This window comes from Citrobacter sp. Cf136 (assembly GCF_030333815.1).
Lineage (GTDB): Bacteria > Pseudomonadota > Gammaproteobacteria > Enterobacterales > Enterobacteriaceae > Citrobacter > Citrobacter freundii.
Genome location: NZ_JAOWFE010000029.1, coordinates 38993 through 63548, shown reverse-complemented (window position 1 = coordinate 63548; position 24556 = coordinate 38993). Strand labels below are relative to the sequence as shown.

Below are 24556 nucleotides of genomic sequence, written 5' to 3'. Positions count from 1 at the left end.
CTTCTTCAGGATTTACCTGCTTTCGCCAGTTCTTTTACCAGCGGCAGCATAATGCGTACTACGTCGCGGCTACGGCGCTCTATCCGGCCCGGTAAGGCTTTATCGATATGCTGCTGGTTATCCAGTCGCACATCATGCCAGCTGTTGCCAGACGGGAACGAGGCGCTTTTGGCGCGCTGTTGGTAGCCATCTTTCTTGCCCAGGTTCCAGTTGGTCGCTTCAACGGAGAGCACAGCAATACCCGCGTCGTCGAAGACCTCCGCATCGTTACAACATCCTGTACCCTTCGGATAGTCTTTGTTCAGGCCTGGATTGGTGCTGGCTACAATGCCGCGACTATGCGCGATAGCCAGTGCCCGGTCGCGCGTTAGTTTTCGCACCGCTTCCGGGGTTTTCTTACCGCTGTTGAAATAGAGCTTATCACCGACAATCAGGTTATCGAGGTTGATAACCAGCAGCGTGTTTTTCTTCTCGGCGGCGCTCATTCGCTTCAGGATGTTCTCCGCGCCCAGTTTGCCTTCTTCCTCGCCGCTGGTGGCGATAAATCGGATGCCGTACTGCGTCGGCACGTCTTTGAGTTTTTCCGCCAGTTCCAGCATCACGCCAACACCTGCGGCGTTGTCGTCGATCCCTTGCAGGGTTAATCCACCCAGATTGGCATCTGAATCGGCATCGCTTTGTGCGGCGTAGGTGTCGAGGTGCGCCATAATAATAATCTGCTGCGGCGCTTTGCCTTCATGTGCTGCAATAACGGTGCTTCCCGTTACGTTATGCCAGTTTTTTCGGTTATCTTTGGCGGTATAAACATAACGGCTATTAAACGTCCGAATATCACTGCTGTAGCCCATCTGCTGAAATTGCTGACGTATATAATCAGCAGATAACATTTCAGCCGGAGATCCCGTCACGCGGCCCGGGAAAAACGTTGCGATATATCGAGCCTGGGTATTTGCGATATCGCCAGGTTTGGAGGATGTTGCCTGTGCAGGAAGGATAAAACACGCGCCGAGCGCCATGGCAGCAATAAGGTGGCGCGTTGCGGAAAACATAATGAGTCCTTAAATACCAAGCAGAAATTTTCAGCCGCTAGTATGAAACTGTGATCGAGGTAAAACAATTTCATTTGCTCCTAAATGCCCGAAATCCGGTAGCTTAAGCACTTTTTGATATTTGCTTTTCCGGATCGTTATTCCTTTGAGGAACTACTCATTCCAATTCGTAATTTCATTCGCCCTCTTGCCCTCCCTATAGTCAGGTTATCTGAGCATCGTTAGCAAAATAACGGCATTACATAGGAACGGTTATGGATCAAAAACGACTTACCCACCTGCGGCAACTGGAAGCGGAAAGCATCCATATCATTCGTGAGGTGGCCGCCGAGTTTTCTAATCCGGTGATGATGTATTCCATCGGCAAAGATTCCAGCGTAATGCTGCATCTGGCGCGTAAAGCGTTTTATCCTGGCACGCTGCCGTTCCCATTACTGCACGTTGATACCGGTTGGAAATTCAGCGAAATGTACGAGTTTCGTGACCGTACGGCGAAAGCCTACGGCTGCGAACTGCTGGTGCATAAAAACCCGGAAGGGGTGGCGATGGGCATCAACCCGTTCGTCCACGGCAGCGCCAAGCATACCGACATTATGAAAACCGAAGGGCTGAAGCAGGCGCTTAATAAATACGGTTTTGATGCCGCGTTTGGCGGTGCTCGTCGTGACGAAGAGAAATCACGTGCCAAAGAGCGTATTTACTCTTTCCGCGATCGTTTTCATCGCTGGGATCCTAAAAATCAGCGCCCGGAGCTGTGGCACAACTACAACGGACAAATTAACAAAGGCGAAAGTATTCGCGTCTTCCCGCTCTCCAACTGGACCGAACAGGATATCTGGCAGTACATCTGGCTGGAAAATATCGACATCGTGCCACTGTACCTGGCGGCGGAGCGTCCGGTGCTTGAACGCGACGGCATGTTGATGATGATTGATGACGACAGAATCGATCTGCAACCCGGGGAAGTGATTAAAAAACGCATGGTACGTTTCCGTACGCTCGGTTGCTGGCCACTGACAGGCGCGGTCGAGTCGAATGCGCAGACGCTGCCGGAAATTATCGAAGAAATGCTGGTCTCAACCACCAGTGAACGTCAGGGCCGCGTGATTGACCGCGACCAGGCGGGCTCCATGGAGCTGAAGAAACGTCAGGGGTATTTCTAAGGAGCCGCCATGAATACGACACTTGCACAACAAATTGCTAATGAAGGCGGCGTTGAAGCCTGGATGGTCGCCCAGCAACACAAAAGTCTGCTGCGCTTTTTAACCTGCGGTAGCGTGGATGACGGGAAAAGCACCCTGATTGGTCGCTTGCTGCATGACACGCGTCAGATTTATGAAGACCAGCTTTCATCGCTGCACAATGACAGTAAACGTCACGGCACTCAGGGCGAAAAGCTTGATCTGGCGTTATTGGTTGACGGCTTGCAGGCCGAGCGCGAGCAGGGCATCACCATCGACGTGGCTTACCGTTATTTCTCTACCGAGAAGCGCAAATTTATTATTGCGGACACTCCCGGGCATGAACAGTACACCCGTAACATGGCGACCGGTGCGTCGACCTGCGACCTGGCGATCCTATTGATCGATGCGCGTAAAGGTGTGCTGGATCAGACTCGTCGTCACAGCTTTATCTCCACGCTGCTTGGGATCAAACACCTGGTGGTGGCGATCAACAAAATGGATCTGGTGGACTTTAGCGAAGAGACATTTAATCGCATTCGCGAAGACTATCTTACTTTTGCTGAACAACTTCCGGGCAACCTGGATATCCGGTTTGTGCCGCTCTCTGCGCTGGAAGGCGATAACGTGGCTTCGCAAAGCGCCAGTATGCCGTGGTACAGCGGTCCGACGCTGCTGGAAGTGCTGGAAACCGTTGAGATCCAGCGCAGTATTGATACTCAGCCGATGCGCTTCCCGGTGCAGTATGTGAACCGACCGAATCTGGATTTTCGTGGTTATGCCGGAACGCTGGCCTCCGGTAGCGTGAAGGTCGGGCAGCGCGTCAAAGTGCTGCCGTCCGGCGTTGAGTCCAGCGTAGCGCGGATCGTGACCTTTGATGGCGATTTACAGGAAGCGCATGCAGGTGAAGCGATCACCCTGGTGCTGAAGGATGAGATCGATATCAGCCGGGGCGACCTGTTACTTGATGCCGGTGAGGCGTTGCCGGCGGTTCAAAGCGCTGCCATTGATGTGGTTTGGATGGCGGAACAACCGCTGTCGCCTGGACAAAGCTACGACATCAAAGTCGCAGGCAAGAAGACCCGCGCACGCGTTGATAGCGTGCAATATCAGGTCGATATAAACAACCTGACCCAACGTGACGTTGAAGCGCTACCGCTGAACGGCATCGGTCTGGTTAATCTGACCTTTGATGAGCCGCTGGTGCTGGATACCTATCAGCAGAACCCGGTGACGGGCGGGCTGATAATTATTGACCGCCTGACCAACGTTACCGTTGGCGCGGGACTGGTGCGTGAGCCACTTGTTCAGGAGCACGCCACCGCTTCTCAGTTCAGCGCGTTTGAGCTGGAGCTTAATGCACTGGTGCGTCGCCACTTCCCACACTGGGGTGCGCGCGATCTGCTGGGAGGAAAATAATGGCGCTGCATGACGAAAACGTCGTCTGGCATGCCCATCCTGTTACACCGCAACAGCGGGAACAACGCCACGGTCATCGTGGTGTTGTACTGTGGTTTACCGGGTTGTCTGGTTCCGGTAAATCCACGGTAGCAGGGGCGCTTGAAGAAGCGTTGCATAAGCTGGGGGTGAGTACTTATCTCTTGGATGGCGATAACGTGCGTCACGGCTTGTGCAGCGATCTTGGATTTAGTGATGCCGATCGTAAGGAGAATATTCGCCGGGTTGGTGAAGTGGCTAACCTGATGGTGGATGCGGGGCTTGTGGTGTTGACCGCCTTTATCTCACCGCATCGCGCTGAGCGCAAAATGGTTCGTGAGCGAGTTGGCGAAGGGCGTTTTATTGAAGTTTTTGTCGATACGCCATTAGCAACGTGTGAAGCACGCGATCCAAAAGGGCTGTATAAAAAAGCGCGGGCGGGTGAGTTACGCAATTTCACCGGAATTGATTCGGTATACGAAGCGCCTGAATCGCCAGAGATTCATCTTGATGGTGAACAATTGGTAACAAATTTGGTACCCCAATTATTAGACCTGCTGAGGCAGGAAGATATTATCAGATCCTGAGACACCCGAGCTCACATGCCCGGTCAGTCACGGTCACAGGATTAGATATGCGTAACAGCCATAACATTACTATTACAGATTCAGATACCTTCGCCGCCGACGACGAAACCACCTGGTCACTACCGGGGGCGGTGGTCGGTTTTATCGCGTGGTTGCTGGCGCTGGGATTCCCGTGTCTGATGTATGGCCCTAATACACTGTTTTTCTTCATTTATACCTGGCCCTTTTTCCTCGCATTGCTGCCCGTGGCGATTGTCGCGGGTATTGCCTTGCACTCGCTATTGAAGGGGAGGTTGCTGCTGAGCATTACCTGTACCCTGCTGGTGGTTGGGGCGATGTTTGGCGCACTATTTTTATGGTTATTGGGTTAGGCAAACGCCTTTTTTTAACAATCGCCGACGTTGTTCACTCTCTGGTCATAATTCAAACCGTAACCAACAATGAGATTATGTTCTCCTTACACGGGGTATACGTAACAACGGGCAAATGTGGTACATTTGCCCGCGTTGTCGCGGCATTCCCGACCGTTGATGTAAAGTTGTCTGCGGAAGTTATGGGATATTAATGCCGTTTTTCAGGGGGCAGGATGGGTAAACTAACGCTGCTGCTGCTGGCTTTATTAGTCTGGCTGCAGTATTCGCTGTGGTTCGGTAAGAACGGCATACATGACTATAGTCGCGTCAACGATGATGTTGCTGCGCAGCAAGCTACAAACGCGAAACTTAAAGCGCGTAACGATCAGCTCTTTGCCGAAATTGACGATCTCAATGGCGGACAAGAGGCTATTGAGGAGCGTGCGCGCAACGAACTCAGTATGACTAAGCCGGGCGAAACTTTTTATCGTCTGGTGCCTGACGCGTCTAAACGCGCTCAGACTGCAGGGCAAAACAATCGATAAACCGTCCAGGGATTTAACATGGCAGCCACTTTATTGGACGTTTGCGCCGTGGTGCCGGCTGCCGGGTTTGGCCGCCGAATGCAAACAGAGTGTCCTAAGCAGTACCTCTCTATTGGCAATAAAACCATTCTTGAACACTCGGTTGATGCGCTGCTGGCTCATCCCCGGGTGACGCGAGTCGTCATCGCTATCAGCCCAGGCGACAGTCGCTTTGCCCAACTTCCACTTGCTGCGCACCCGCAAATTACGGTGGTGGATGGCGGCAACGAGCGTGCCGATTCTGTCCTTGCCGGTTTGCAAGCCGCAGGGGAGGCCCGTTGGGTGCTGGTGCATGACGCCGCGCGTCCGTGCCTGCACCAGGATGATTTGGCCCGTTTGCTGGCAATCAGCGAGTCCAGCCGTACCGGCGGGATCCTTGCCGCACCGGTACGCGACACAATGAAACGCGCGGAGCCGGGGCGAACAGACATCGCCCATACGGTCGATCGCACCGATTTATGGCATGCGTTGACGCCGCAGTTTTTCCCGCGCGAGTTATTGCACGATTGCCTGACACGTGCACTCAACGAAGGTGCAACTATTACAGACGAAGCTTCGGCGCTGGAATATTGCGGCTTTCATCCGCAGCTGGTCCAAGGGCGTGCTGACAACATCAAAGTCACCCGCCCGGAAGATCTGGCGCTGGCGGAATTTTATCTGACCCGAACTATCTAGATACATCATCCTTCAGGCTGCCTGGAGGACGCTGTGTATATCAGGAGAAGGCATAATGCGAATTGGACACGGTTTCGACGTACACGCTTTTGGAGGAGTTGGCCCAATTATCATTGGTGGTGTGCGCATCCCGTATGAAAAAGGATTGCTGGCGCATTCTGATGGTGACGTGGCGTTGCACGCGTTAACCGATGCTCTGCTGGGCGCGGCTGCGCTGGGGGATATCGGTAAGCTATTCCCGGACACCGACCCGGCCTTTAAAGGTGCAGATAGTCGTGAATTATTGCGTGAAGCCTGGCGGCGTATTCAAGCCAAAGGCTATACGCTTGGTAATGTGGATGTGACAATTATTGCTCAGGCGCCGAAGATGCTGCCGCACATTCCACAAATGCGTGTGTTTATTGCCGAAGACCTCGGCTGCCATATGGATGATGTTAACGTGAAAGCGACCACCACGGAAAAACTCGGTTTTACCGGGCGTGGGGAAGGGATTGCCTGTGAAGCGGTGGCGTTACTCATTAAGGCAACGAAATGACTGCGTTTGAAGATCTGACGTATCTCCATGGCAAACCACAAGGCCATGGCGTTCTGAAAGCGAATCCGGAAGACTTTGTCGTCGTCGAAGATTTAGGCTTCGAACCCGATGGCGAAGGCGAGCACATTTTGGTGCGTATCCTGAAAAACGGTTGTAACACCCGTTTTGTGGCTGACGCGCTGGCGAAATTCCTGAAAATTCATGCCCGCGAAGTGAGCTTTGCTGGCCAGAAAGACAAGCATGCGGTCACGGAACAGTGGCTGTGTGCGCGTGTGCCGGGCAATGCGATGCCTGATTTAAGCAAATTTGAGCTTGAAGGCTGTAAAGTGCTGGAGTACGCGCGCCACAAGCGTAAGCTGCGTTTAGGGGCGCTGAAAGGCAACGAATTTACGCTGGTGTTGCGTGAAGTGAGCGAGCGAAATGATGTTGAAGCGCGTTTGCAGGCAATTAACGAGCGCGGCGTACCGAACTATTTTGGCGCTCAGCGTTTTGGTATCGGCGGCAGCAACCTGCAAGGGGCGCTGCGCTGGGCGCAAAGCGATGCGCCGGTGCGCGATCGCAATAAACGCAGTTTTTGGTTGTCGGCGGCCCGTAGCGCGTTGTTTAATCAGATAGTCAGTGAACGCCTGAAAAAAACAGACTTTAATCAAGTTGTTGACGGCGATGCGCTACAATTATCGGGGCGCGGAAGCTGGTTTGTCGCCACACAGGAAGAACAAACTGAATTACAGCGTCGCGTCGATGAGAAAGAATTGATGATTACAGCGGCATTGCCGGGCAGCGGTGAGTGGGGAACTCAACGCGACGCGCTGGCGTTTGAAGAAGCCGCTGTTGCTGATGAAACCGCGCTGCAGTCTCTGTTATTGCGCGAGAAAGTCGACGCGTCGCGTCGCGCTATGTTGCTGTATCCACAACAATTAAGCTGGAACTGGTGGGATGACGTAACCGTTGAGTTACGTTTCTGGCTACCGGCAGGTAGCTTCGCCACCAGTGTTGTAAGGGAACTTATTAACACAATGGGTGATTATGCGTATATTGCTGAGTAACGATGATGGGGTTCACGCACCCGGTATACAAACGCTGGCGAAAGCGCTGCGTGAGTTTGCTGACGTACAGGTGGTTGCCCCGGATCGTAACCGCAGTGGCGCGTCCAACTCGCTGACGCTGGAATCCTCACTTCGCACGTTCACCTATGATAACGGTGATATCGCCGTACAAATGGGTACACCTACCGATTGCGTCTATCTGGGCGTTAACGCATTAATGCGTCCGCGTCCGGACATTGTTGTGTCTGGTATTAACGCAGGTCCTAATCTCGGCGATGATGTTATCTATTCCGGTACCGTTGCGGCGGCGATGGAAGGTCGTCACCTGGGCTTCCCTGCGCTGGCTGTCTCACTTGATGGGCATAAACACTACGATACTGCTGCCGCAGTAACCTGCCGTATCTTACGGGCGCTGAGTCGTGAACCGCTGCGCACCGGGCGCATTTTGAATATCAACGTGCCGGATTTACCGCTGGATCAGATTAAAGGTATCCGCGTCACCCGCTGCGGTAGTCGCCATCCTGCAGATCAGGTGATACCACAGCAGGACCCGCGCGGTAATACGCTGTACTGGATCGGGCCACCGGGCGAAAAGTGCGACGCCGGACCGGATACTGATTTTGCCGCCGTCGATGAAGGCTATGTTTCCATCACGCCGCTGCATGTCGATTTAACCGCATACGGCGCGCATGAAGTTGTTTCTGACTGGTTAGACAGCGTGGGAGCCGACACGCAATGGTAAGCAGACGCGTACACACTCTTCTTGAACAATTACGTGCGCAGGGCATCAGAGATGAGCTTGTTCTCGATGCACTTGCCGCCGTGCCGCGTGAAAAATTCATTGATGAGGCGTTTGAACATAAGGCCTGGGACAATATTGCCCTGCCGATTGGTCAGGGGCAGACGATTTCGCAGCCCTATATGGTTGCGCGGATGACCGAGCTGCTGGAGTTAACGCCACAGTCCCGGGTGCTGGAAATTGGTACTGGCTCTGGCTACCAAACGGCGATTCTGGCGCACCTGGTGCACCATGTGTGCTCTGTTGAGCGCATTAAAGGTTTGCAGTGGCAGGCGCGTCGTCGACTTAAACAGCTTGATTTACATAATGTTTCTACCCGTCATGGTGATGGATGGCAAGGCTGGCAAGCGCGAGCCCCTTTTGACGCTATCATTGTTACGGCAGCGCCGCCTGAGATCCCAACCGCATTGATGATGCAGTTGGATGAAGGCGGCATTCTCGTCTTACCCGTGGGTGACGAGCACCAGTTTCTGAAACGGGTGCGTCGTCGGGGAGGCGAATTTATTATCGATACCGTGGAGGCCGTACGCTTCGTTCCCTTAGTAAAAGGGGAGCTTGCGTAGATACAGGCTCTGAATACCTGGAGTTTTCCTGGATATTCTGGAATTAGTAAGCGTATCGTGGTCACGTTTCCAGTGCCCAGTCCGATGCCTTGCACGGTGATTACGTCACTGGTTTTAATCAAATTGTCCTGGGGGATAAATGAGCGCGGGAAGCCACAAATTTACCGTTCGCCGCATTGCGGCATTGTCACTGGTTTCATTATGGCTGGCAGGTTGTTCAAATACCTCGAATCCACCTGCACCGGTCAGTTCCGTTGATGGCGGTGCATCAACGAACACCAATTCCGGTATGCTGATTACGCCTCCACCAAAAATGGGCTCGACGTCGACAGTACAGCAAACGCCGCAGATCCAGCCGGTGCAGCGTCCGACCACACAGTCAACACAGATCCAGCCTGTTGCGGAACAACCTGTGCAAATGGAAAACGGTCGTATTGTGTACAACCGTAAGTATGGGAACATTCCGAAAGGTAGCTATACGGGCGGCAGTACCTATACTGTTAAGAAAGGCGATACCCTTTTCTATATTGCCTGGATTACCGGGAACGATTTCCGTGATCTCGCACAACGCAATAACGTTCCGGCCCCGTATGGCCTGAATGTCGGTCAAACTCTGCAAGTGGGCAATGCGTCTGGCGCACCGATTACCGGTGGAAATGCCATCACCCAGGCGGATGCAGCACAGCAAGGAGTTGTGACCAACCCTGCACAAAATTCCACCGTTGCTGTTGCTTCGAAACCAACAATTACGTATTCTGAGGATTCAGGTGAACAAAGTGCTAATAAAATGTTGCCGAACAACAAGCCTGCTGGGACTGTGGTCACAGCGCCTGTAACGGCTCCGGCAGTTAGCGCAACCGAATCAACTGCAAGCTCAACGTCAACCAGCTCGCCAATCTCTACCTGGCGCTGGCCGACCGACGGCAAAGTGATCGAAAACTTTGCGGCTACCGAAGGTGGCAATAAAGGGATCGACATTGCAGGCAGCAAGGGACAGGCTATTGTCGCGACCGCAGATGGACGCGTCGTCTATGCCGGTAACGCGCTGCGTGGTTACGGTAATCTTATTATCATCAAACATAACGATGATTACCTGAGTGCCTACGCCCATAACGATACAATGCTGGTCCGGGAACAACAAGAAATCAAGGCGGGGCAGAAAATAGCTACCATGGGTAGTACCGGAACCAGTTCAACACGCTTGCATTTTGAAATTCGTTACAAGGGGAAATCCGTAAACCCGCTGCGTTATTTACCGCAGCGATAATTCGGCGGAACCAGGCTTTCACGTGCTAGTTCCGTTAGGGATCACGGGTAGGAGCCACCTTTATGAGTCAGAATACGCTGAAAGTTCATGATTTAAATGAAGATGCGGAATTTGATGAGAACGGAGTAGAGGCTTTTGATGAAAAAGCCTTGAGTGAAGAGGAACCCAGTGATAACGACCTGGCTGAAGAAGAGCTGTTATCGCAGGGGGCCACACAGCGTGTGTTGGACGCGACTCAGCTTTACCTTGGTGAGATTGGTTATTCACCACTGTTAACAGCCGAAGAAGAAGTTTATTTTGCGCGTCGCGCACTGCGTGGGGATGTCGCATCCCGCCGTCGCATGATTGAAAGTAACCTGCGTCTGGTGGTGAAAATTGCTCGTCGTTATGGCAATCGTGGTCTGGCATTGTTGGACCTGATTGAAGAGGGCAATCTGGGACTGATCCGTGCAGTCGAGAAGTTTGACCCGGAACGCGGGTTCCGCTTCTCAACATACGCAACCTGGTGGATCCGCCAGACGATCGAACGGGCGATTATGAACCAAACCCGTACGATCCGACTGCCAATTCACATTGTAAAAGAGCTGAACGTCTATCTGCGTACCGCGCGTGAGTTGTCGCATAAACTGGACCACGAACCGAGCGCAGAAGAGATTGCTGAACAACTGGACAAACCGGTTGATGACGTCAGCCGTATGCTACGACTCAACGAGCGTATTACCTCGGTAGACACCCCGCTGGGTGGCGATTCCGAAAAAGCGTTGCTGGATATTCTGGCCGATGAAAAGGAAAACGGTCCGGAAGACACCACGCAAGACGATGATATGAAACAGAGCATCGTCAAATGGCTGTTCGAACTGAACGCCAAACAGCGTGAGGTACTGGCACGTCGCTTTGGTCTGCTGGGGTATGAAGCTGCGACACTGGAAGATGTAGGCCGCGAAATTGGCCTCACCCGTGAACGTGTTCGCCAGATTCAGGTTGAAGGTCTGCGTCGTCTGCGTGAAATCCTGCAGACTCAGGGACTGAATATCGAAGCGCTGTTCCGCGAGTAAGCACAAGTTCTATCAAGAAAGGCCTGTCTCATTGAGACTGGCCTTTTTCTATGTTTGTTGCCTGATGGCACTGCGTTTATCAGGCCTATGGGGAGCCGGACTTTGTAGGCCGGATAAGACATTTATGTCGCCATCCGACAGATTAGTTCATCATCTTACGCACCAGACGTGTGAACTGCTCACGTTCTTCATCAGATAATCGCCCCAGAAACTCATCATCCACGCTATCGCCTAACGGGGTTGCGCTGGCCAGTAATGCTTCTCCTTGCGCGGTCAAATAAACAAATCGCCGACGCTTATCCGCCGGGTCGTGTTCACGTCTGACCAACTCCCGTTTTTCCATCCGGCTCAGCATTTCCGCAAGCGTTGCCTTGGTACAGACTGCGGCTTCGGTCAGGGCGACCTGCTCAATGCCGGGATGCTCGGCAATGGCGCGCATCACCGCATACTGCGGTTTGGTCAGATCCGGTAATTCATGTTGCCAGCGAGCCGTATGTTGCTGAAAAAGTTGACGTAAAAGGTGAAAGGCTGTGTTTCTTAACGGCATGAGAGCTCCGGAATATCTGTCAGTCTCTATCTTAACGGGTAACGCGTCATAGTTTAACCATTGCTGCTTTAGCAATCTGTGCGAGGTGCTCTTGTCCGGAATGTATCGAGGGAGTATTTTAATAAAATGTTCGTACACGAACAAATTTGAGGGCGAAATGAGACTGATTGTAGGAATGACCGGGGCGACCGGCGCACCGCTAGGTGTGTCGCTATTGTTGGCACTGCGGGAAATACCGAGGGTAGAAACCCATCTGGTGCTGTCAAAGTGGGCCAAAACCACCATTGAACTGGAGACGCCGTACAGCGTCCGTGATGTGTCGGCGTTGGCCGATTATTGCCACAACCCGGCGGACCAGTCAGCGACCATATCCTCAGGATCGTTTCGTACTGACGGCATGATCATTATCCCCTGCAGTATGAAAACGCTGGCCGGTATTCGAGCAGGCTACGCGGAAGGACTGGTGGGGCGCGCTGCTGATGTGGTGCTTAAAGAAGGGCGCAAGCTGGTTCTGGTTCCGCGTGAAATGCCGCTCAGCACTATTCATCTGGAAAACATGCTCGCACTTTCCCGCATGGGCGTGGCGATGGTCCCGCCGATGCCCGCGTTTTACAACCACCCGCAAACGGTCGATGACATCACTCAGCATATCGTTGCGCGTGTGCTCGATCAGTTTGGTCTGGAGCATCCAAACGCCCGTCGCTGGCAGGGTTTACGGCAGGCGCAGAATTTTTCACAGGAGAATGAATAATGGCATTTGATGATTTGCGCAGCTTTTTACAAGCGCTGGACGACCAGGGACAATTGCTGAAAATCAGTGAAGAAGTCAACGCTGAGCCGGATCTGGCTGCGGCGGCTAACGCGACCGGACGTATTGGTGATGGTGCGCCAGCGCTGTGGTTTGACAATATTCGTGGTTTTACCGACGCCCGCGTGGCGATGAATACCATCGGCTCATGGCAGAATCATGCCATTTCATTAGGCCTGCCGCCCAATACGCCGGTGAAAAAACAAATTGATGAGTTTATTCGCCGTTGGGATAAATTTCCGGTTACACCGGAGCGTCGTGCCAACCCGACGTGGGCTGAAAACTGTGTTGATGGTGAGGAGATCAACCTGTTTGATATTCTGCCGCTGTTTCGTCTGAACGATGGTGACGGCGGTTTCTATCTTGATAAAGCCTGCGTGGTGTCGCGCGATCCGTTGGATCCGGACAACTTCGGCAAACAGAACGTCGGCATTTATCGTATGGAAGTGAAGGGCAAACGCAAGCTTGGCCTGCAGCCGGTGCCGATGCATGATATCGCGCTGCATCTGCATAAAGCTGAAGAGCGCGGTGAAGATCTGCCGATTGCCATCACGCTGGGTAACGATCCTATCATCACCCTGATGGGGGCCACGCCGCTGAAGTACGATCAGTCGGAATACGAAATGGCGGGAGCGCTGCGTGAAAGCCCGTACCCGATCGCTACCGCACCGCTTACCGGCTTTGACGTACCTTGGGGTTCGGAAGTGATCCTCGAAGGGGTCATTGAAAGCCGTAAGCGTGAAATCGAAGGGCCATTTGGCGAGTTTACCGGGCACTATTCCGGTGGACGTAATATGACGGTCGTACGTATCGATAAAGTCTCTTATCGCACCAAACCGATTTTTGAATCGCTATATCTGGGGATGCCGTGGACGGAGATTGACTACCTGATGGGGCCGGCAACCTGCGTACCGCTGTATCAACAGCTGAAAGCCGAGTTCCCGGAAGTGCAGGCGGTGAATGCCATGTACACCCACGGTTTGCTGGCGATTATCTCCACCAAAAAACGCTACGGCGGCTTTGCCCGCGCGGTGGGGCTGCGCGCAATGACGACGCCGCATGGCCTGGGGTACGTGAAAATGGTGATTATGGTTGATGAGGATGTTGACCCGTTCAACCTGCCGCAGGTGATGTGGGCGCTGTCTTCGAAGGTCAATCCGGCGGGCGATCTGGTGCAACTGCCGAATATGTCGGTGCTGGAGCTTGATCCGGGTTCCAGTCCGGCGGGGATTACCGACAAGTTAATTATTGATGCTACCACGCCGGTCGCGCCGGATAACCGTGGGCACTACAGCCAGCCGGTATGTGATTTACCGGAAACGAAAGCCTGGGCAGAAAAACTGACCGCCATGCTGGCCAACCGTAAATAAGGAGTAGCAGATGATTTGTCCACGTTGTGCCGATGAACATATTGAAGTGATGGCAAACTCGCCGGTAAAAGGTGTCTGGACGGTATATCAGTGCCAGCATTGTCTGTACACCTGGCGTAATACCGAACCGCTACGTCGTACCAGTCGCGAGCACTACCCGGAGGCGTTTCGTATGACGCAGAAAGATATCGACGATGCGCCAATGGTGCCGAGTATTCCACCGCTGCTGGCGGAAGGTAAGCGCTAATACTGAAGGCCCGGGATTCCGGGGCTTTTTTGCGAGCAGACTCGTAACGTATTGATAAATTGATTTGTTACAGCGGCATCGGGAATAGAATAGCGGCGGGTGCTTGAGGCTTTCTGGGCTTTGAGCATTTGTAAGGTCCCGGAAAGACAAAAGCCCCAGGAGATAGTTCTATCAACCTGAGGCTAGCGTACAAACCTAGACCATTTGGATGTTAGTCTCTTCTTTGCAGGGAGGCAAGACATGCTGACAAAATATGCCCTTGTGGCAATTGTAGTGCTGTGTTTCACGGTGCTGGGATTCACGTTAATGGTACGAGATTCTAAGTATTAAAGAACGTGGTATGGAGTTTAAAGCTGTTCTCGCTTACGAACCGAAGAAGTAGCAACAACGCGGGGGAAACCCCGCGTTTTGATGGTCCGGTTTCGTCCTCTTGCACCCATTCTCGCGTTGCCGTAGGCCCGATAAGCAAAGCGCCATCGGGCATTACAACGTTACACCAGACTTTTCAACCGGTAGATCCACTCCAGCGCCTGGCGAGGCGTTAGTGAATCCGGGTCGAGGTTTTCCAGCGCTTCAACGGCGGGCGAGGTTTCTTCAGGCACTGAAAGCAGCGACATCTGTGTTCCATCGACCTGGGTCGCAGCAACGTTTGGCGCAATGCTTTCCAGTTCGCGCAGTTTTTGCCGCGCGCGTTTAATAACCTCTTTCGGCACGCCAGCCAGGGCTGCTACTGCCAGACCATAGCTCTTGCTCGCTGCACCATCCTGTACGCTGTGCATGAAGGCGATGGTATCGCCGTGCTCTAATGCATCCAGATGCACATTCGCGACGCCCTCCATTTTTTCCGGTAACTGAGTCAGTTCGAAGTAGTGGGTGGCAAACAACGTTAATGCTTTGATTTTATTGGCCAGGTTTTCCGCGCACGCCCATGCCAGCGACAGGCCGTCGTAGGTGGAGGTGCCGCGTCCAATCTCATCCATCAGTACCAGGCTGTTCTCGGTGGCGTTATGCAGAATGTTGGCGGTTTCGGTCATTTCTACCATAAAGGTAGAACGACCGGATGCCAGATCATCCGCCGCGCCCACGCGGGTAAAGATCCGATCGATCGGGCCTATTTCCACTTTCTGCGCCGGAACGTAGCTGCCGATGTAGGCCAACAGCGCAATCAACGCGGTCTGGCGCATATAGGTACTTTTACCCCCCATATTCGGACCGGTGATGATCAGCATCCGTCGCTGAGGCGAGAGGTTAAGCGGGTTGGCGATAAATGGCTCGGTTAGCACCTGTTCAACCACCGGATGACGTCCCTCAGTAATACGAATGCCGGGTTTATCGGTGAAGGTCGGGCAGGTGTAATTCAGGGTATAAGCGCGTTCTGCAAGGTTGACCAGTACGTCCAGCTCCGCCAGCGCGCTGGCGCTCTGTTGCAAATCAGCCAGGTGCGGCAACAGCATGTCGAACAGCTCATCGTACAGCTGTTTTTCCAGCGCCAGTGCTTTGCCTTTTGACGTCAGAACTTTATCTTCGTACTCTTTCAGTTCCGGAATAATGTAGCGTTCAGCGTTTTTCAGCGTCTGGCGACGCACATAGTTAATCGGCGCCAGATGGCTCTGACCGCGACTGATCTGAATGTAGTAGCCATGAACGGCGTTAAACCCAACCTTCAGCGTATCCAGACCGGTGCGCTCGCGCTCACGGATTTCCAGTCTGTCCAGATAGTCAGTTGCGCCATCAGCCAGCGCTCGCCACTCGTCCAGTTCTTCGTTATAGCCCGGGGCGATGACGCCACCGTCGCGAACCAGCACTGGCGGAGCTTCCACAACGGCACGTTCCAGCAGTTCACGCAGCTCTGCAAACTCACCCATTTTCTCGCGCAGCATCTGCACGGGGGCACTGTCTACACTTTCCAGTTGCGCGCGCAGTTCCGGTAATTGCTGGAAGGCATGACGCATACGGGCCAGATCGCGCGGACGCGCAGTACGCAGGGCCAAACGCGCCAGGATACGTTCCAGATCGCCGACCTGACGCAGCACGGGTTGCAATTCACTGGTGGAATCCTGTAGCGCGCCGATAGTCTGTTGACGCTCGGTAAGGACTTTGGTGTCACGGACCGGCATATGCAGCCAGCGCTTGAGCATACGGCTGCCCATCGGCGTCACGGTGCAGTCGAGTACTGAAGCCAGTGTGTTTTCAACGCCGCCCGCCAGGTTCTGGGTAATTTCCAGATTGCGGCGCGTGGCGGCATCCATAATGATGCTGTCCTGTTGACGTTCCATGGTGATAGAACGAATATGCGGCAGCGAGGTACGCTGGGTATCTTTTACGTATTGCAGCAGACAGCCAGCAGCACATAATCCGCGCGGGGCGTTTTCCACGCCAAAACCAATCAGATCCCGCGTGCCAAACTGCAAGTTTAGCTGCTGGCGAGCAGTATCGATTTCAAATTCCCATAGTGGGCGACGACGTAATCCGCGACGCCCCTCAATCAGTGAGGTTTCAGCGAAATCTTCGGCATACAGCAGTTCAGCGGGATTGGTGCGCTGCAATTCTGCGGCCATGGTCTCGCGGTCGGCCGGTTCGCTGACGCGAAAACGCCCGGAGCTGATATCCAGCGTGGCATAGCCGTAACCTTTACTGTCTTGCCAGATAGCGGCCAGCAGGTTGTCCTGGCGTTCTTGCAACAGCGCTTCATCACTGATGGTGCCAGGCGTGACGATACGCACCACTTTGCGCTCAACCGGACCTTTGCTGGTTGCCGGATCGCCGATTTGCTCACAAATAGCGACAGATTCCCCCTGATTGACCAGCTTTGCGAGGTAGTTTTCTACCGCATGGTGAGGAATACCCGCCATCGGGATAGGCTCGCCTGCTGATGCGCCGCGTTTGGTCAGGGAGATATCAAGCAGCTGAGACGCGCGTTTCGCATCGTCATAAAACAGTTCGTAAAAGTCGCCCATGCGGTAAAACAACAGTATCTCCGGATGCTGGGCTTTCAGCTTGAGATACTGCTGCATCATTGGGGTATGGTTCGTGAAGTCCGTATCAAGTGACTCTTTCATATCGCTTTTGCTCTTTTTTTAATCTTTTGGGGTACCTGGGCAGTCTCATGTGAGCCCCTGGAAACTCACATAAACCCACAAATTTGTCATTCGAAAGCCGCCTGAAGGGCAGTAACGACGAGCGTTGGCTCGGCCTGAATGGTCTATCTTATCACCGACAACGGCTGAGATTCATCCGTAGGTTTTGCCGCCAGAACGCTTATTGATTATTCATTTTCCGGCAAAGCATAATTCTGGCAATACAGATAGGGGATCCCCTCTTTGGTAATCAGGTATGTCTCGCTGTTCAGCGCAAAAAAATCGACGTTGGATACGCTGGTGTTGGTCAGGAAAAAGTCGGGGAGGAGTTCCTGAATAAGGCTGGCGGGAGCCGTTTCGCGATTGGAAATTTGGATTTTCTGTGAAATCCAAACCGGGCTTGAGCCGTAGCTGGATTGTGTAAAAAGTACCATGCGTTGCACGGTCTGCTCATTATTTTCGGCATCTTTGATAATACCATCAATATTAACAATACCTTTACTGCCCCCGGTTTTGATATCAATAATCCCTCGGAACGAGCTTGTATTGCGTACAATTTCGATGGCAGAGCGGCAGGTAAGATCTTGTAACTCGCCATTGTTCTTACTGTACCGATAAATGACAGTAAGAATTAGCGTAGCAAAACAAAGCAGCAGGATAATACCTGTCTGGATGCGGGAGGTTCGGGGATATAAATTCATTAGCTATCATACCGTGGGTAATATACCGGCTGACAGGCGTTTTCCTGCCTGGCTTTTATCGGTGAGCGACACACCAGCGCGGACAGTTTCTTAGACTCAGGATAGGTTGTGATATAAATAAATTTATGGCTCTGACACAATCCTGGGTTTTTGTCGATAAACGCGGTATGCCGGGAAAAGTTACTGGCATCGCTATTGAAATAATACTGACAGTCTGTTGGTGTTTTGCTCGCGGCGATATAGCCGGAGAAATAATCATCGCTGGCTTGCCACGGATATAATATAAGCACACAAATTATCAGGGTAAGTGCCAACATTATCGTTTCTGCTGTCGTTATCAAAGGTTGACGCGGCGTGTCAGCCAAAAGTTCCTCAATGGTGGCATCTGGCGCTAAGGATTCTTCAGCAGAAGCAGAGTTATTCTCCGGTGTATCAATGACCTGAATATCAAACTCTTCTTGAATGATCAGCCCTTTGCGGGGAATCGTTGTGATCAGCGGTTGTTGAAGCTCCAGCTGCAGCAAGCTTTTACGCAACGAGAGAATACTTTGATAAAAGGCGTTGAAACTTACCTGGCGGTGATTTTTACCCCAACCGAATTCCAGCAATTCGTTTTGAGAAACCACTTGCCCGCGATGTTGAATAAGTAATAAAAGACATAACGACGCTGAGTGTTTGAGTTTTATCCGCTGATTGGGGTGATCTACCCGCGCCAGACATTGTGCGGCTGGCGTAAATATTATTTTATTTTCAATCAGATAACTGACATTGCCAGTCTCAGACATATTGTCTCTACTCTTGATGATGCGTCAGATGGTTGGGTAGTCATGATACCACTGAGCCTATAAAGACCACCAGCATGGACCTAATCCCACAGTGAGAACCGAGAAGTGTTGCAATTTAGTATCATGATATAACAAGAATGATAACTTTTTAATGAAAATAAAATTCATTGAAATCAATTGATTGTATCTTTTTTGCCACTATAAAAAGAACAGAAAGATGAAAAAATGTCGACAAAGATGATTGCCATTAATTCTTTATGGACAGCGCCATATACTGCCTGACACCACCACGCGAAAACAGCATGAACCTTAACGCGTCAACGCACCAGGGAATGCCGGTGGTAGATGTAGATGGGAATAAATATCAGCTTGTTTGCGAGCTGACATTTATTTTTAGTGCTGAGTAAATTTAACCATCTTTTTGACAAAGCCATAATTTGCGGTAGAGAGTCCCATGTTCCAGAAAGAAATTGAAAATGCTGTAGTGCTCGTTGGCGATGAAATGAAGAAGTCGGATAATGCCTGGCTGTCGTTACGTAAAAAACGTCAGCGTATTGATTTGAAGACCGATGGACATATCTTGTTTCTGGAGAAAGGGACTGTCTCTGTTTATCGTGTGGAAAACGATTTAGTCACGGTGAGTATTTCTGCACCTGCCATTCTCGGCCTGCCACAAATGCGTACGGAAGTGGCCGGCCACTATTTACGTTGTGATACTGATTGTGAAATGTGGGCGATGAGCGTACAAAATGCCGATCTCCTGTTTACAGCAAAAAACTTATGGAAGCAGGCGTTTGATATCTTAACGCATCATCTTCAACGTTATTTCCAGCGTGAGGCGTTGCAGTCGCACCGCACTATACGTGAGCAGATTATTGAACACGTAAAATATATCTGGGCGATGGATCCTGGGGTACGTGAGAAAACGTCCGTGTATACATTTATTCTCGCTCGAAATCATATCTCACGCAGTGCTATCCATAAAGTACTGCAGGAGTTAGTAAATGACGGAAAAATAATTATGAATCGAGGAAAACTCTCTTTGTTTATCTATTAAAGTTAACATTGATATCGTCTGAAGTGTTTACTGCACTCTATACGAAATTTCCATTTTTATCTATAAATTAGTATTTATTTATTAATTTGATATTCCTTCCAATAATAACAAAAGTTATATCGCCAATGATCAACGGCAGGCCGGAAAGCCCCGAGTCACAGCATAGCCGATGGTTTGGCAACCCTACTGCCGATACAACGGATGTTCGCGCTGCACTGCAGCACGCGTTGGATCACAACACCTTTGTCCTGCTGGCCCAGCCTATCGTCAGTACTCGTGGTGAAGAGCCTTATCATGCGCTACCATCCGCTGAGTTGTTTTTCCATTAACCTGGCGCCAGTGACGTTATGCTGTTCAGGTTTGGTTGCAAGATCGCGGAGTTGTTGCGGGAATATATGGTGATACCGCAACGGATTATTTTTGAGATAACCGAGGCTGATACCCTGTCAGATAAAGAGCAAACGGTAGAAGCGCTACGCTCACTACGTCAGTTGGGATACCGGATCGCGATAGATGACTTTGGGGCTGGGTTTGCAAGCTATGAACGTCTGATGAGCATTGAAGCAGATATTTTGAAGATCGATGGGTCTTTCGTTCGTGGGATTACAAAATGTAGGATTAGTCACTATATCATCGAATCTTTCTGCCAGGTTGCGGCAATGAAAGATATGCAGGTTGTCGCCGAATTTGTTGAAAATGCTGAAATCCAGATGTGCCTGGAGCAGATGAATATCGGGTGGTTACAGGGATACCATATTGGCAAGCCAAAACCCTTGCTCACGTTAGAGCAATCTAGCCTCCTGCGGAGGCTATTTAATATCAAAATCATTAGCTGACATATTATGAATCATTATTTATACATCATGCAGGCGTTGCCGTTCTAAACGGCGATCGCGCAGGGTGGAATAAATAAAGGTCATCACAAACAGCAGTGAAAATAGTACGACGATGGTGGGGGCCGGTGCACTGTCGATGAAAAAAGACAGGTACACGCCCATAAACGAGGTAACGACCGACATAATCACCGCCAGCCACAAGGCGTGAGAAAATTTTCGCGTCATTAAGATCGCGATGGCGCCGGGTGCAATCAGTAAGGAGATCGACAAAATAATCCCGACTGATTTTAGCGTGGCGACAATCGTCAGGGCGATCATGCACAGCAGGCCGTAATGTAGCAGTGCAGTGTTAAGCCCACTGGCCTTGGCCTGATGCGGATCGAACGCATGCAGCAGCAGATCTTTCCACTTAAGCCCAATGATAAGCGCGATCCCCAAAGCGATCGCCATTGTTTGCATGATATCGGTCAGTGATATACCGAGCATATCGCCGAACAGAATATGATCCAGATGCACTTCCGACTGAATGGAAACATACAGCACCAGTCCCGCACCGAACATCCCGGAGAAAACAATGCCCATGATGGTGTCGCGCTTAATGCGGCTGTTATCGTCGAGGTATCCGGTTGCTATCGCGCAGAACAATCCAGCGACAAATGCGCCAATTGCCAGCGGGATGCCTGCGATATAAGCCAGAACGATCCCTGGAAAAACCGCATGGCTCATGGCATCGCCCATCAGCGCCCAGCCTTTGAGAACTAAAAATACCGACAGCAGCGCGCAGGGCACGGCGACAATGGTGGAGATAACCAGCGCATTGACCATAAAGCTAAACTGAAAGGGTTCCAGCAGCGTTGTCAAGATCATATCAGCTCCTTATTGACCTGACGGGCGCGGCGGCGATTCGCCAGCAGACCATGTTTTGGTGCGAAGACAAATACCAGCAGGAACAGCAATGTTTGCAGAACGACGATAATTCCGCCGGTTGCGCCGTCCAGCCAGTAGCTCAACCAGGCGCCGAAAAAGCTGGTCAGGCTGCCGATAGCTACGGCGATGGTGAGCAGGCGTGGAAAACGATCGGTCAGCAGCCAGGCCGTCGCTCCGGGCGTAACCACCAGGCAAATCACCAGAAATGCACCGACGGTTTGCAGGGCGGCTACCGTTGAAACGGAAAGCAGCGTAAAAAACAACAACTTCAACCGACCCGGGTTTAAACCGATAGAGCGCGCGTGGTTTTCATCAAAAAAGACCACCATCAGATCTTTCCACTTCAAAAACAGGATAGTCAGCGAGATAACCCCGATGATGGCCAGTTGCAGAATATCTTCCGGTGCAATCGCCAGCACGTTGCCGAGAATAATGGTCTGAATGTTCACTGACATCGGATTGAGCGACACCATAAACAGCCCGATACCGAAAAAAGACGAAAAAATCAGTCCGATAATCGCATCTTCCTTCAGGCGCGAACGCTGATTAAGAAACAGCATACTGCCCGCCGCCAGGCCGCCGGAAAGGAATGCGCCCAGTGCGAAGGGAAGCCCTAACATATAAGCGCCTGCCACGCCCGGAACAATAGAGTGCGATAGTGCATCGCCAATCAGCGACCAGCCTTTGAGCATCAAATAGCAGGAGAGAAACGCGCACAGACCGCCGACCATCGCTGAGACCCACATGGCGTTGAGCATATACTGGTAACCAAACGGCTCTGTCAGCCAGTTCATGATTATTCCCCCTCGCTTGCCGCACGTCGCGAAATAAACGGGCGTTCATCGTCGGTAATCACGTGTTGTTCGCCGCCGCTCAGCGCAACGTGACGCAGTACGCCGCTGAATGCCAGCTCGAGATTCTCGGGGGTAAAGGTGGTATCGGTGGGTCCACTTGCCAGCACCGTGCCCTTAATCATCACCGTGTAATCACAAAACTCGGTGACGGATCCCAGATTATGGGTAGAGACCAGCATGGTTCGACCCTCATCACGCAGTTCACGCAGCAGGTCGATGATCCGGGCCTCGGTTTTTACATCCACGCCGGTGAAGGGTTCATCCAGTAAAATAACCTGTCCATCCTGTGCAATGGCGCGTGCCAGAAAGACGCGTTTTTTCTGCCCGCCAGAAAGTTCACCTATCTGACGATGGCGATAGTCCAGCATATCAACCCGCGCCAGTGCCGCATCCACGCAGGCGTGGTCGATCTGTTTTGGTCGACGCAGCCAGCCCATATGGCCAAAGCGTCCCATCATCACCACATCTTCCACCAGTACTGGAAACGACCAGTCCACCTCTTCTGATTGAGGGACATAGGCGATCAGATTCTGTTTGAGCGCCTTATTTACCGGCAGTTGCAGAATTGAGATTTCCCCTTGCGCCAGGCGGACAAAACCCATCAGCGCTTTAAAAAGCGTTGATTTTCCCGACCCGTTTACGCCGACCAGAGCGGCAATTGAGCCGCCCGGAACCTGAAAAGTGGCATCCCGCAATGCGGTATGACCGTTGCGATACGTCACCGTAACCTGATTCACGGTAATCGCAGATTGACTCATTTTTGGCTCCTTAACCCGTCGTTGATGCCGCTGACGATGGTTTCTGTCGTTACGCGCAGTAAATCCAGATACGTCGGTACCGGACCGTCGGCAGCACTGAGTGAATCGACATACAGCACACCGCCATAATGTGCGCCAGACTCGCGGGCGACTTGACGTGCAGGCTTGTCGGAAACGGTACTTTCGCTAAATACCGTTGGGATTTGATGCTCTTTGATCGCGTCGATCACTTTGCGTACCTGTTTGGGCGTGCCTTGCTGATCGGCATTGATCGGCCACAGATACAGCTCTTTCAGGCCGTTATCACGTGCCAGGTAGGAGAATGCGCCTTCGCTGGTGACCAGCCAGCGTTTATCGGCGGGGAGTTTTACCAGTTCAGCATGCAGCGGCGCCAGGGTCTGCTGGATTTTCGCTTTATAATTCTCCGCATTTTTCTGGTAAGTGGCGGCATTGTCTGGATCGTATTTCATCAGCGCATCGCGAATGTTATCCACGTAGATGAGTGCGTTCTCCGCTGACATCCAAGCATGCGGGTTCGGTTTGCCGTTGTACGGCCCTTCGCTGATACCCATTGGCTGGACGCCGTTTGAGACCATCACTTCTGGTACGCCGGACAAATTTTGGTAGAAGCGGGCAAACCATAGTTCGAGGTTAAGACCGTTGGAGAGAATAAGCTGTGCGCCTTGCGCTCGTTTAATATCACCTGGGGTTGGTTGATATTCGTGAATTTCTGCGCCAGGTTTGGTGATGGAACTGACCTCTGCTGCATCTCCCGCCACATTGCTCGCCATATCGGCAATCACCGTAAAGGTGGTTACTACCTTAAATTTTTCTTTCGCCCAGGCGGGCGACAGCGTCAGCGCTGTTAACGCACTGGCAAGGAGAAATGACTTGAGATGGGGCAGATGCGGCATAGTATCCCTCACAACAAAATGGTTAATTTATCATCGAATATAGCCTTTGCTATGTTATATAGCACATGGCATAAATAAATGAAAATAATTCTTATTTGCGTAGGGTGCTAAGGAATGGATGACCTCCAGCAATAGTCCTGTGCTTAGTTAAGGTGTATTATTTATGCAACTTAATTGTGGAGGCATTATGTCCGGCAAACGTATTGCACGTGAAAAAATGACGATCCAGAGAATGATCTCACTCTACGAGCGCCAGTGTCCGCAGGCTTCAGACGAGCCGGGGCATTACGATGCGTTATTTACCTATGCGCAAAAGCGCCTGGATAAGTGCGTGTTTGGCGAGGAAAAACCGGCCTGCAAGCAGTGTCCGGTGCACTGCTATCAACCTGCTAAACGCGAAGAGATGAAGCAAATTATGCGTTGGGCTGGGCCAAGAATGCTCTGGCGTCATCCGATTCTGACCGTGCGTCATCTGATTGATGACAAACGCCCTGTCCCGGAATTGCCAGAGAAATATCAGCGCAAGAAGTAATGTAACAATTCT

The 24556-nt window shown here is 51.8% G+C and carries 28 protein-coding genes and 1 pseudogene; 20 read left to right on the top strand and 9 right to left on the bottom strand.

Annotation, left to right across the window (positions count from 1 at the left end):
* Positions 1–5: 5 nt before the first annotated feature.
* Complete coding sequence (locus OGV98_RS00910; RefSeq protein ID WP_032938348.1) at positions 6–1049, bottom strand: aminopeptidase; 1044 nt, start codon at positions 1047–1049, stop codon at positions 6–8.
* A gap of 254 nt (positions 1050–1303) precedes the next feature.
* On the opposite strand from OGV98_RS00910, the gene cysD reads away from it, so the two are divergent.
* The 12 genes from cysD to rpoS all read left to right on the top strand — a co-directional run bounded on the left by cysD (position 1304) and on the right by rpoS (position 11131).
* Entirely contained in the window at positions 1304–2212 is a 909-nt protein-coding gene (cysD, locus tag OGV98_RS00905) for a sulfate adenylyltransferase subunit CysD (protein ID WP_003034152.1), read from the top strand.
* Positions 2213–2221: 9 nt separating this feature from the next.
* Positions 2222–3649, top strand: a complete 1428-nt coding sequence (gene cysN / locus OGV98_RS00900; protein ID WP_049002595.1) for a sulfate adenylyltransferase subunit CysN — start codon at positions 2222–2224, stop codon at positions 3647–3649.
* Complete coding sequence (gene cysC / locus OGV98_RS00895; RefSeq protein WP_003034157.1) at positions 3649–4254, top strand: adenylyl-sulfate kinase; 606 nt, start codon at positions 3649–3651, stop codon at positions 4252–4254. The genes cysN and cysC overlap by 1 nt, the downstream gene beginning before the upstream one ends.
* Positions 4255–4301: 47 nt before the next feature.
* Positions 4302–4625 carry a DUF3561 family protein gene (locus OGV98_RS00890; protein ID WP_054528734.1) on the top strand — a complete coding sequence of 108 codons (324 nt, stop codon included), beginning with the start codon at positions 4302–4304 and terminating at the stop codon, positions 4623–4625.
* Between the two features lie 215 nt (positions 4626–4840).
* Complete coding sequence (ftsB, locus tag OGV98_RS00885) at positions 4841–5152, top strand: cell division protein FtsB (RefSeq protein ID WP_003034163.1); 312 nt, start codon at positions 4841–4843, stop codon at positions 5150–5152.
* A gap of 18 nt (positions 5153–5170) precedes the next feature.
* Complete coding sequence (gene ispD / locus OGV98_RS00880; RefSeq protein WP_049015121.1) at positions 5171–5866, top strand: 2-C-methyl-D-erythritol 4-phosphate cytidylyltransferase; 696 nt, start codon at positions 5171–5173, stop codon at positions 5864–5866.
* A gap of 55 nt (positions 5867–5921) precedes the next feature.
* On the top strand, positions 5922–6401 hold the full coding sequence (ispF, locus tag OGV98_RS00875) for a 2-C-methyl-D-erythritol 2,4-cyclodiphosphate synthase (protein ID WP_003034167.1): 480 nt from the start codon (positions 5922–5924) through the stop codon (positions 6399–6401).
* Positions 6398–7447: a tRNA pseudouridine(13) synthase TruD gene (gene truD / locus OGV98_RS00870; protein ID WP_003840327.1), complete on the top strand. Its 1050-nt coding sequence runs from the start codon at positions 6398–6400 to the stop codon at positions 7445–7447. The genes ispF and truD overlap by 4 nt, the downstream gene beginning before the upstream one ends.
* On the top strand, positions 7428–8189 hold the full coding sequence (gene surE, locus OGV98_RS00865) for a 5'/3'-nucleotidase SurE (RefSeq protein ID WP_003825728.1): 762 nt from the start codon (positions 7428–7430) through the stop codon (positions 8187–8189). Before truD ends, surE begins: the two co-directional genes overlap by 20 nt.
* On the top strand, positions 8183–8809 hold the full coding sequence (locus OGV98_RS00860; protein ID WP_003034172.1) for a protein-L-isoaspartate(D-aspartate) O-methyltransferase: 627 nt from the start codon (positions 8183–8185) through the stop codon (positions 8807–8809). Before surE ends, OGV98_RS00860 begins: the two co-directional genes overlap by 7 nt.
* Positions 8810–8993: 184 nt before the next feature.
* Positions 8994–10076, top strand: coding sequence for a murein hydrolase activator NlpD (gene nlpD, locus OGV98_RS00855; protein WP_223232897.1), 1083 nt, complete (start codon positions 8994–8996; stop codon positions 10074–10076).
* Positions 10077–10138: 62 nt separating this feature from the next.
* Positions 10139–11131: an RNA polymerase sigma factor RpoS gene (rpoS, locus tag OGV98_RS00850; RefSeq protein WP_000081498.1), complete on the top strand. Its 993-nt coding sequence runs from the start codon at positions 10139–10141 to the stop codon at positions 11129–11131.
* A gap of 142 nt (positions 11132–11273) precedes the next feature.
* Here the strand turns inward: rpoS and OGV98_RS00845 are convergent, their stop codons facing one another.
* Entirely contained in the window at positions 11274–11678 is a 405-nt protein-coding gene (locus OGV98_RS00845; protein WP_032938341.1) for a MarR family winged helix-turn-helix transcriptional regulator, read from the bottom strand.
* 157 nt (positions 11679–11835) lie between these two features.
* Between OGV98_RS00845 and OGV98_RS00840 the strand changes: the two genes are divergently transcribed.
* The 4 genes and pseudogenes from OGV98_RS00840 (at position 11836) to OGV98_RS00825 (ending at position 14485) form a co-directional block, all read left to right on the top strand.
* A complete protein-coding gene (locus tag OGV98_RS00840) occupies positions 11836–12429 on the top strand; it encodes a non-oxidative hydroxyarylic acid decarboxylases subunit B (protein WP_202581022.1) in 594 nt (197 codons plus the stop codon).
* Positions 12429–13856: a non-oxidative hydroxyarylic acid decarboxylases subunit C gene (locus tag OGV98_RS00835; RefSeq protein ID WP_003034198.1), complete on the top strand. Its 1428-nt coding sequence runs from the start codon at positions 12429–12431 to the stop codon at positions 13854–13856. Before OGV98_RS00840 ends, OGV98_RS00835 begins: the two co-directional genes overlap by 1 nt.
* A gap of 10 nt (positions 13857–13866) precedes the next feature.
* Positions 13867–14103, top strand: coding sequence for a non-oxidative hydroxyarylic acid decarboxylases subunit D (locus OGV98_RS00830; RefSeq protein WP_003846555.1), 237 nt, complete (start codon positions 13867–13869; stop codon positions 14101–14103).
* Positions 14104–14343: 240 nt separating this feature from the next.
* A pseudogene (locus OGV98_RS00825) lies at positions 14344–14485 on the top strand (Hok/Gef family protein).
* A gap of 109 nt (positions 14486–14594) precedes the next feature.
* On the opposite strand, the gene mutS reads toward OGV98_RS00825, so the two are convergent.
* The 3 genes from mutS to OGV98_RS00810 all read right to left on the bottom strand — a co-directional run bounded on the left by mutS (position 14595) and on the right by OGV98_RS00810 (position 18666).
* Positions 14595–17162 carry a DNA mismatch repair protein MutS gene (mutS, locus tag OGV98_RS00820; protein WP_054528732.1) on the bottom strand — a complete coding sequence of 856 codons (2568 nt, stop codon included), beginning with the start codon at positions 17160–17162 and terminating at the stop codon, positions 14595–14597.
* A 206-nt stretch (positions 17163–17368) separates the two neighbouring features.
* On the bottom strand, positions 17369–17881 hold the full coding sequence (locus OGV98_RS00815) for a YqeJ family protein (RefSeq protein ID WP_003846560.1): 513 nt from the start codon (positions 17879–17881) through the stop codon (positions 17369–17371).
* Positions 17881–18666 carry a winged helix-turn-helix domain-containing protein gene (locus tag OGV98_RS00810; protein WP_202581023.1) on the bottom strand — a complete coding sequence of 262 codons (786 nt, stop codon included), beginning with the start codon at positions 18664–18666 and terminating at the stop codon, positions 17881–17883. Before OGV98_RS00810 ends, OGV98_RS00815 begins: the two co-directional genes overlap by 1 nt.
* A 454-nt stretch (positions 18667–19120) precedes the next feature.
* Here OGV98_RS00810 and OGV98_RS00805 point away from each other — a divergent pair, with 454 nt between their 5' ends.
* The 3 genes from OGV98_RS00805 to OGV98_RS00795 all read left to right on the top strand — a co-directional run bounded on the left by OGV98_RS00805 (position 19121) and on the right by OGV98_RS00795 (position 20559).
* Positions 19121–19723 carry a helix-turn-helix domain-containing protein gene (locus OGV98_RS00805; protein ID WP_003846564.1) on the top strand — a complete coding sequence of 201 codons (603 nt, stop codon included), beginning with the start codon at positions 19121–19123 and terminating at the stop codon, positions 19721–19723.
* A 125-nt stretch (positions 19724–19848) separates the two neighbouring features.
* Positions 19849–20052 carry a hypothetical protein gene (locus tag OGV98_RS00800; RefSeq protein ID WP_225624021.1) on the top strand — a complete coding sequence of 68 codons (204 nt, stop codon included), beginning with the start codon at positions 19849–19851 and terminating at the stop codon, positions 20050–20052.
* 18 nt (positions 20053–20070) lie between these two features.
* Complete coding sequence (locus tag OGV98_RS00795; protein WP_225624020.1) at positions 20071–20559, top strand: EAL domain-containing protein; 489 nt, start codon at positions 20071–20073, stop codon at positions 20557–20559.
* Positions 20560–20577: 18 nt separating this feature from the next.
* On the opposite strand, the gene sitD is transcribed toward OGV98_RS00795, so the two are convergent.
* The 4 genes from sitD to OGV98_RS00775 are packed head-to-tail and all read right to left on the bottom strand — an operon-like array spanning position 20578 to position 24012.
* Positions 20578–21426 (bottom strand): iron/manganese ABC transporter permease subunit SitD, encoded by an 849-nt coding sequence (gene sitD, locus OGV98_RS00790; RefSeq protein WP_003846568.1) that lies wholly within the window; start codon positions 21424–21426, stop codon positions 20578–20580.
* Positions 21423–22280: an iron/manganese ABC transporter permease subunit SitC gene (gene sitC / locus OGV98_RS00785; protein WP_202581025.1), complete on the bottom strand. Its 858-nt coding sequence runs from the start codon at positions 22278–22280 to the stop codon at positions 21423–21425. The genes sitD and sitC overlap by 4 nt, the downstream gene beginning before the upstream one ends.
* 2 nt (positions 22281–22282) lie before the next feature.
* The gene (gene sitB, locus OGV98_RS00780; RefSeq protein ID WP_139935741.1) at positions 22283–23098 is read right to left on the bottom strand and encodes an iron/manganese ABC transporter ATP-binding protein SitB; all 816 of its coding nucleotides are present in this window, start codon (positions 23096–23098) and stop codon (positions 22283–22285) included.
* Entirely contained in the window at positions 23095–24012 is a 918-nt protein-coding gene (locus OGV98_RS00775; protein ID WP_121540404.1) for a metal ABC transporter substrate-binding protein, read from the bottom strand. The genes sitB and OGV98_RS00775 overlap by 4 nt, the downstream gene beginning before the upstream one ends.
* A gap of 187 nt (positions 24013–24199) precedes the next feature.
* Between OGV98_RS00775 and OGV98_RS00770 the strand changes: the two genes are divergently transcribed.
* The gene (locus tag OGV98_RS00770) at positions 24200–24544 is read left to right on the top strand and encodes a nitrous oxide-stimulated promoter family protein (RefSeq protein WP_049003388.1); all 345 of its coding nucleotides are present in this window, start codon (positions 24200–24202) and stop codon (positions 24542–24544) included.
* The last annotated feature ends 12 nt before the right edge of the window (positions 24545–24556 follow it).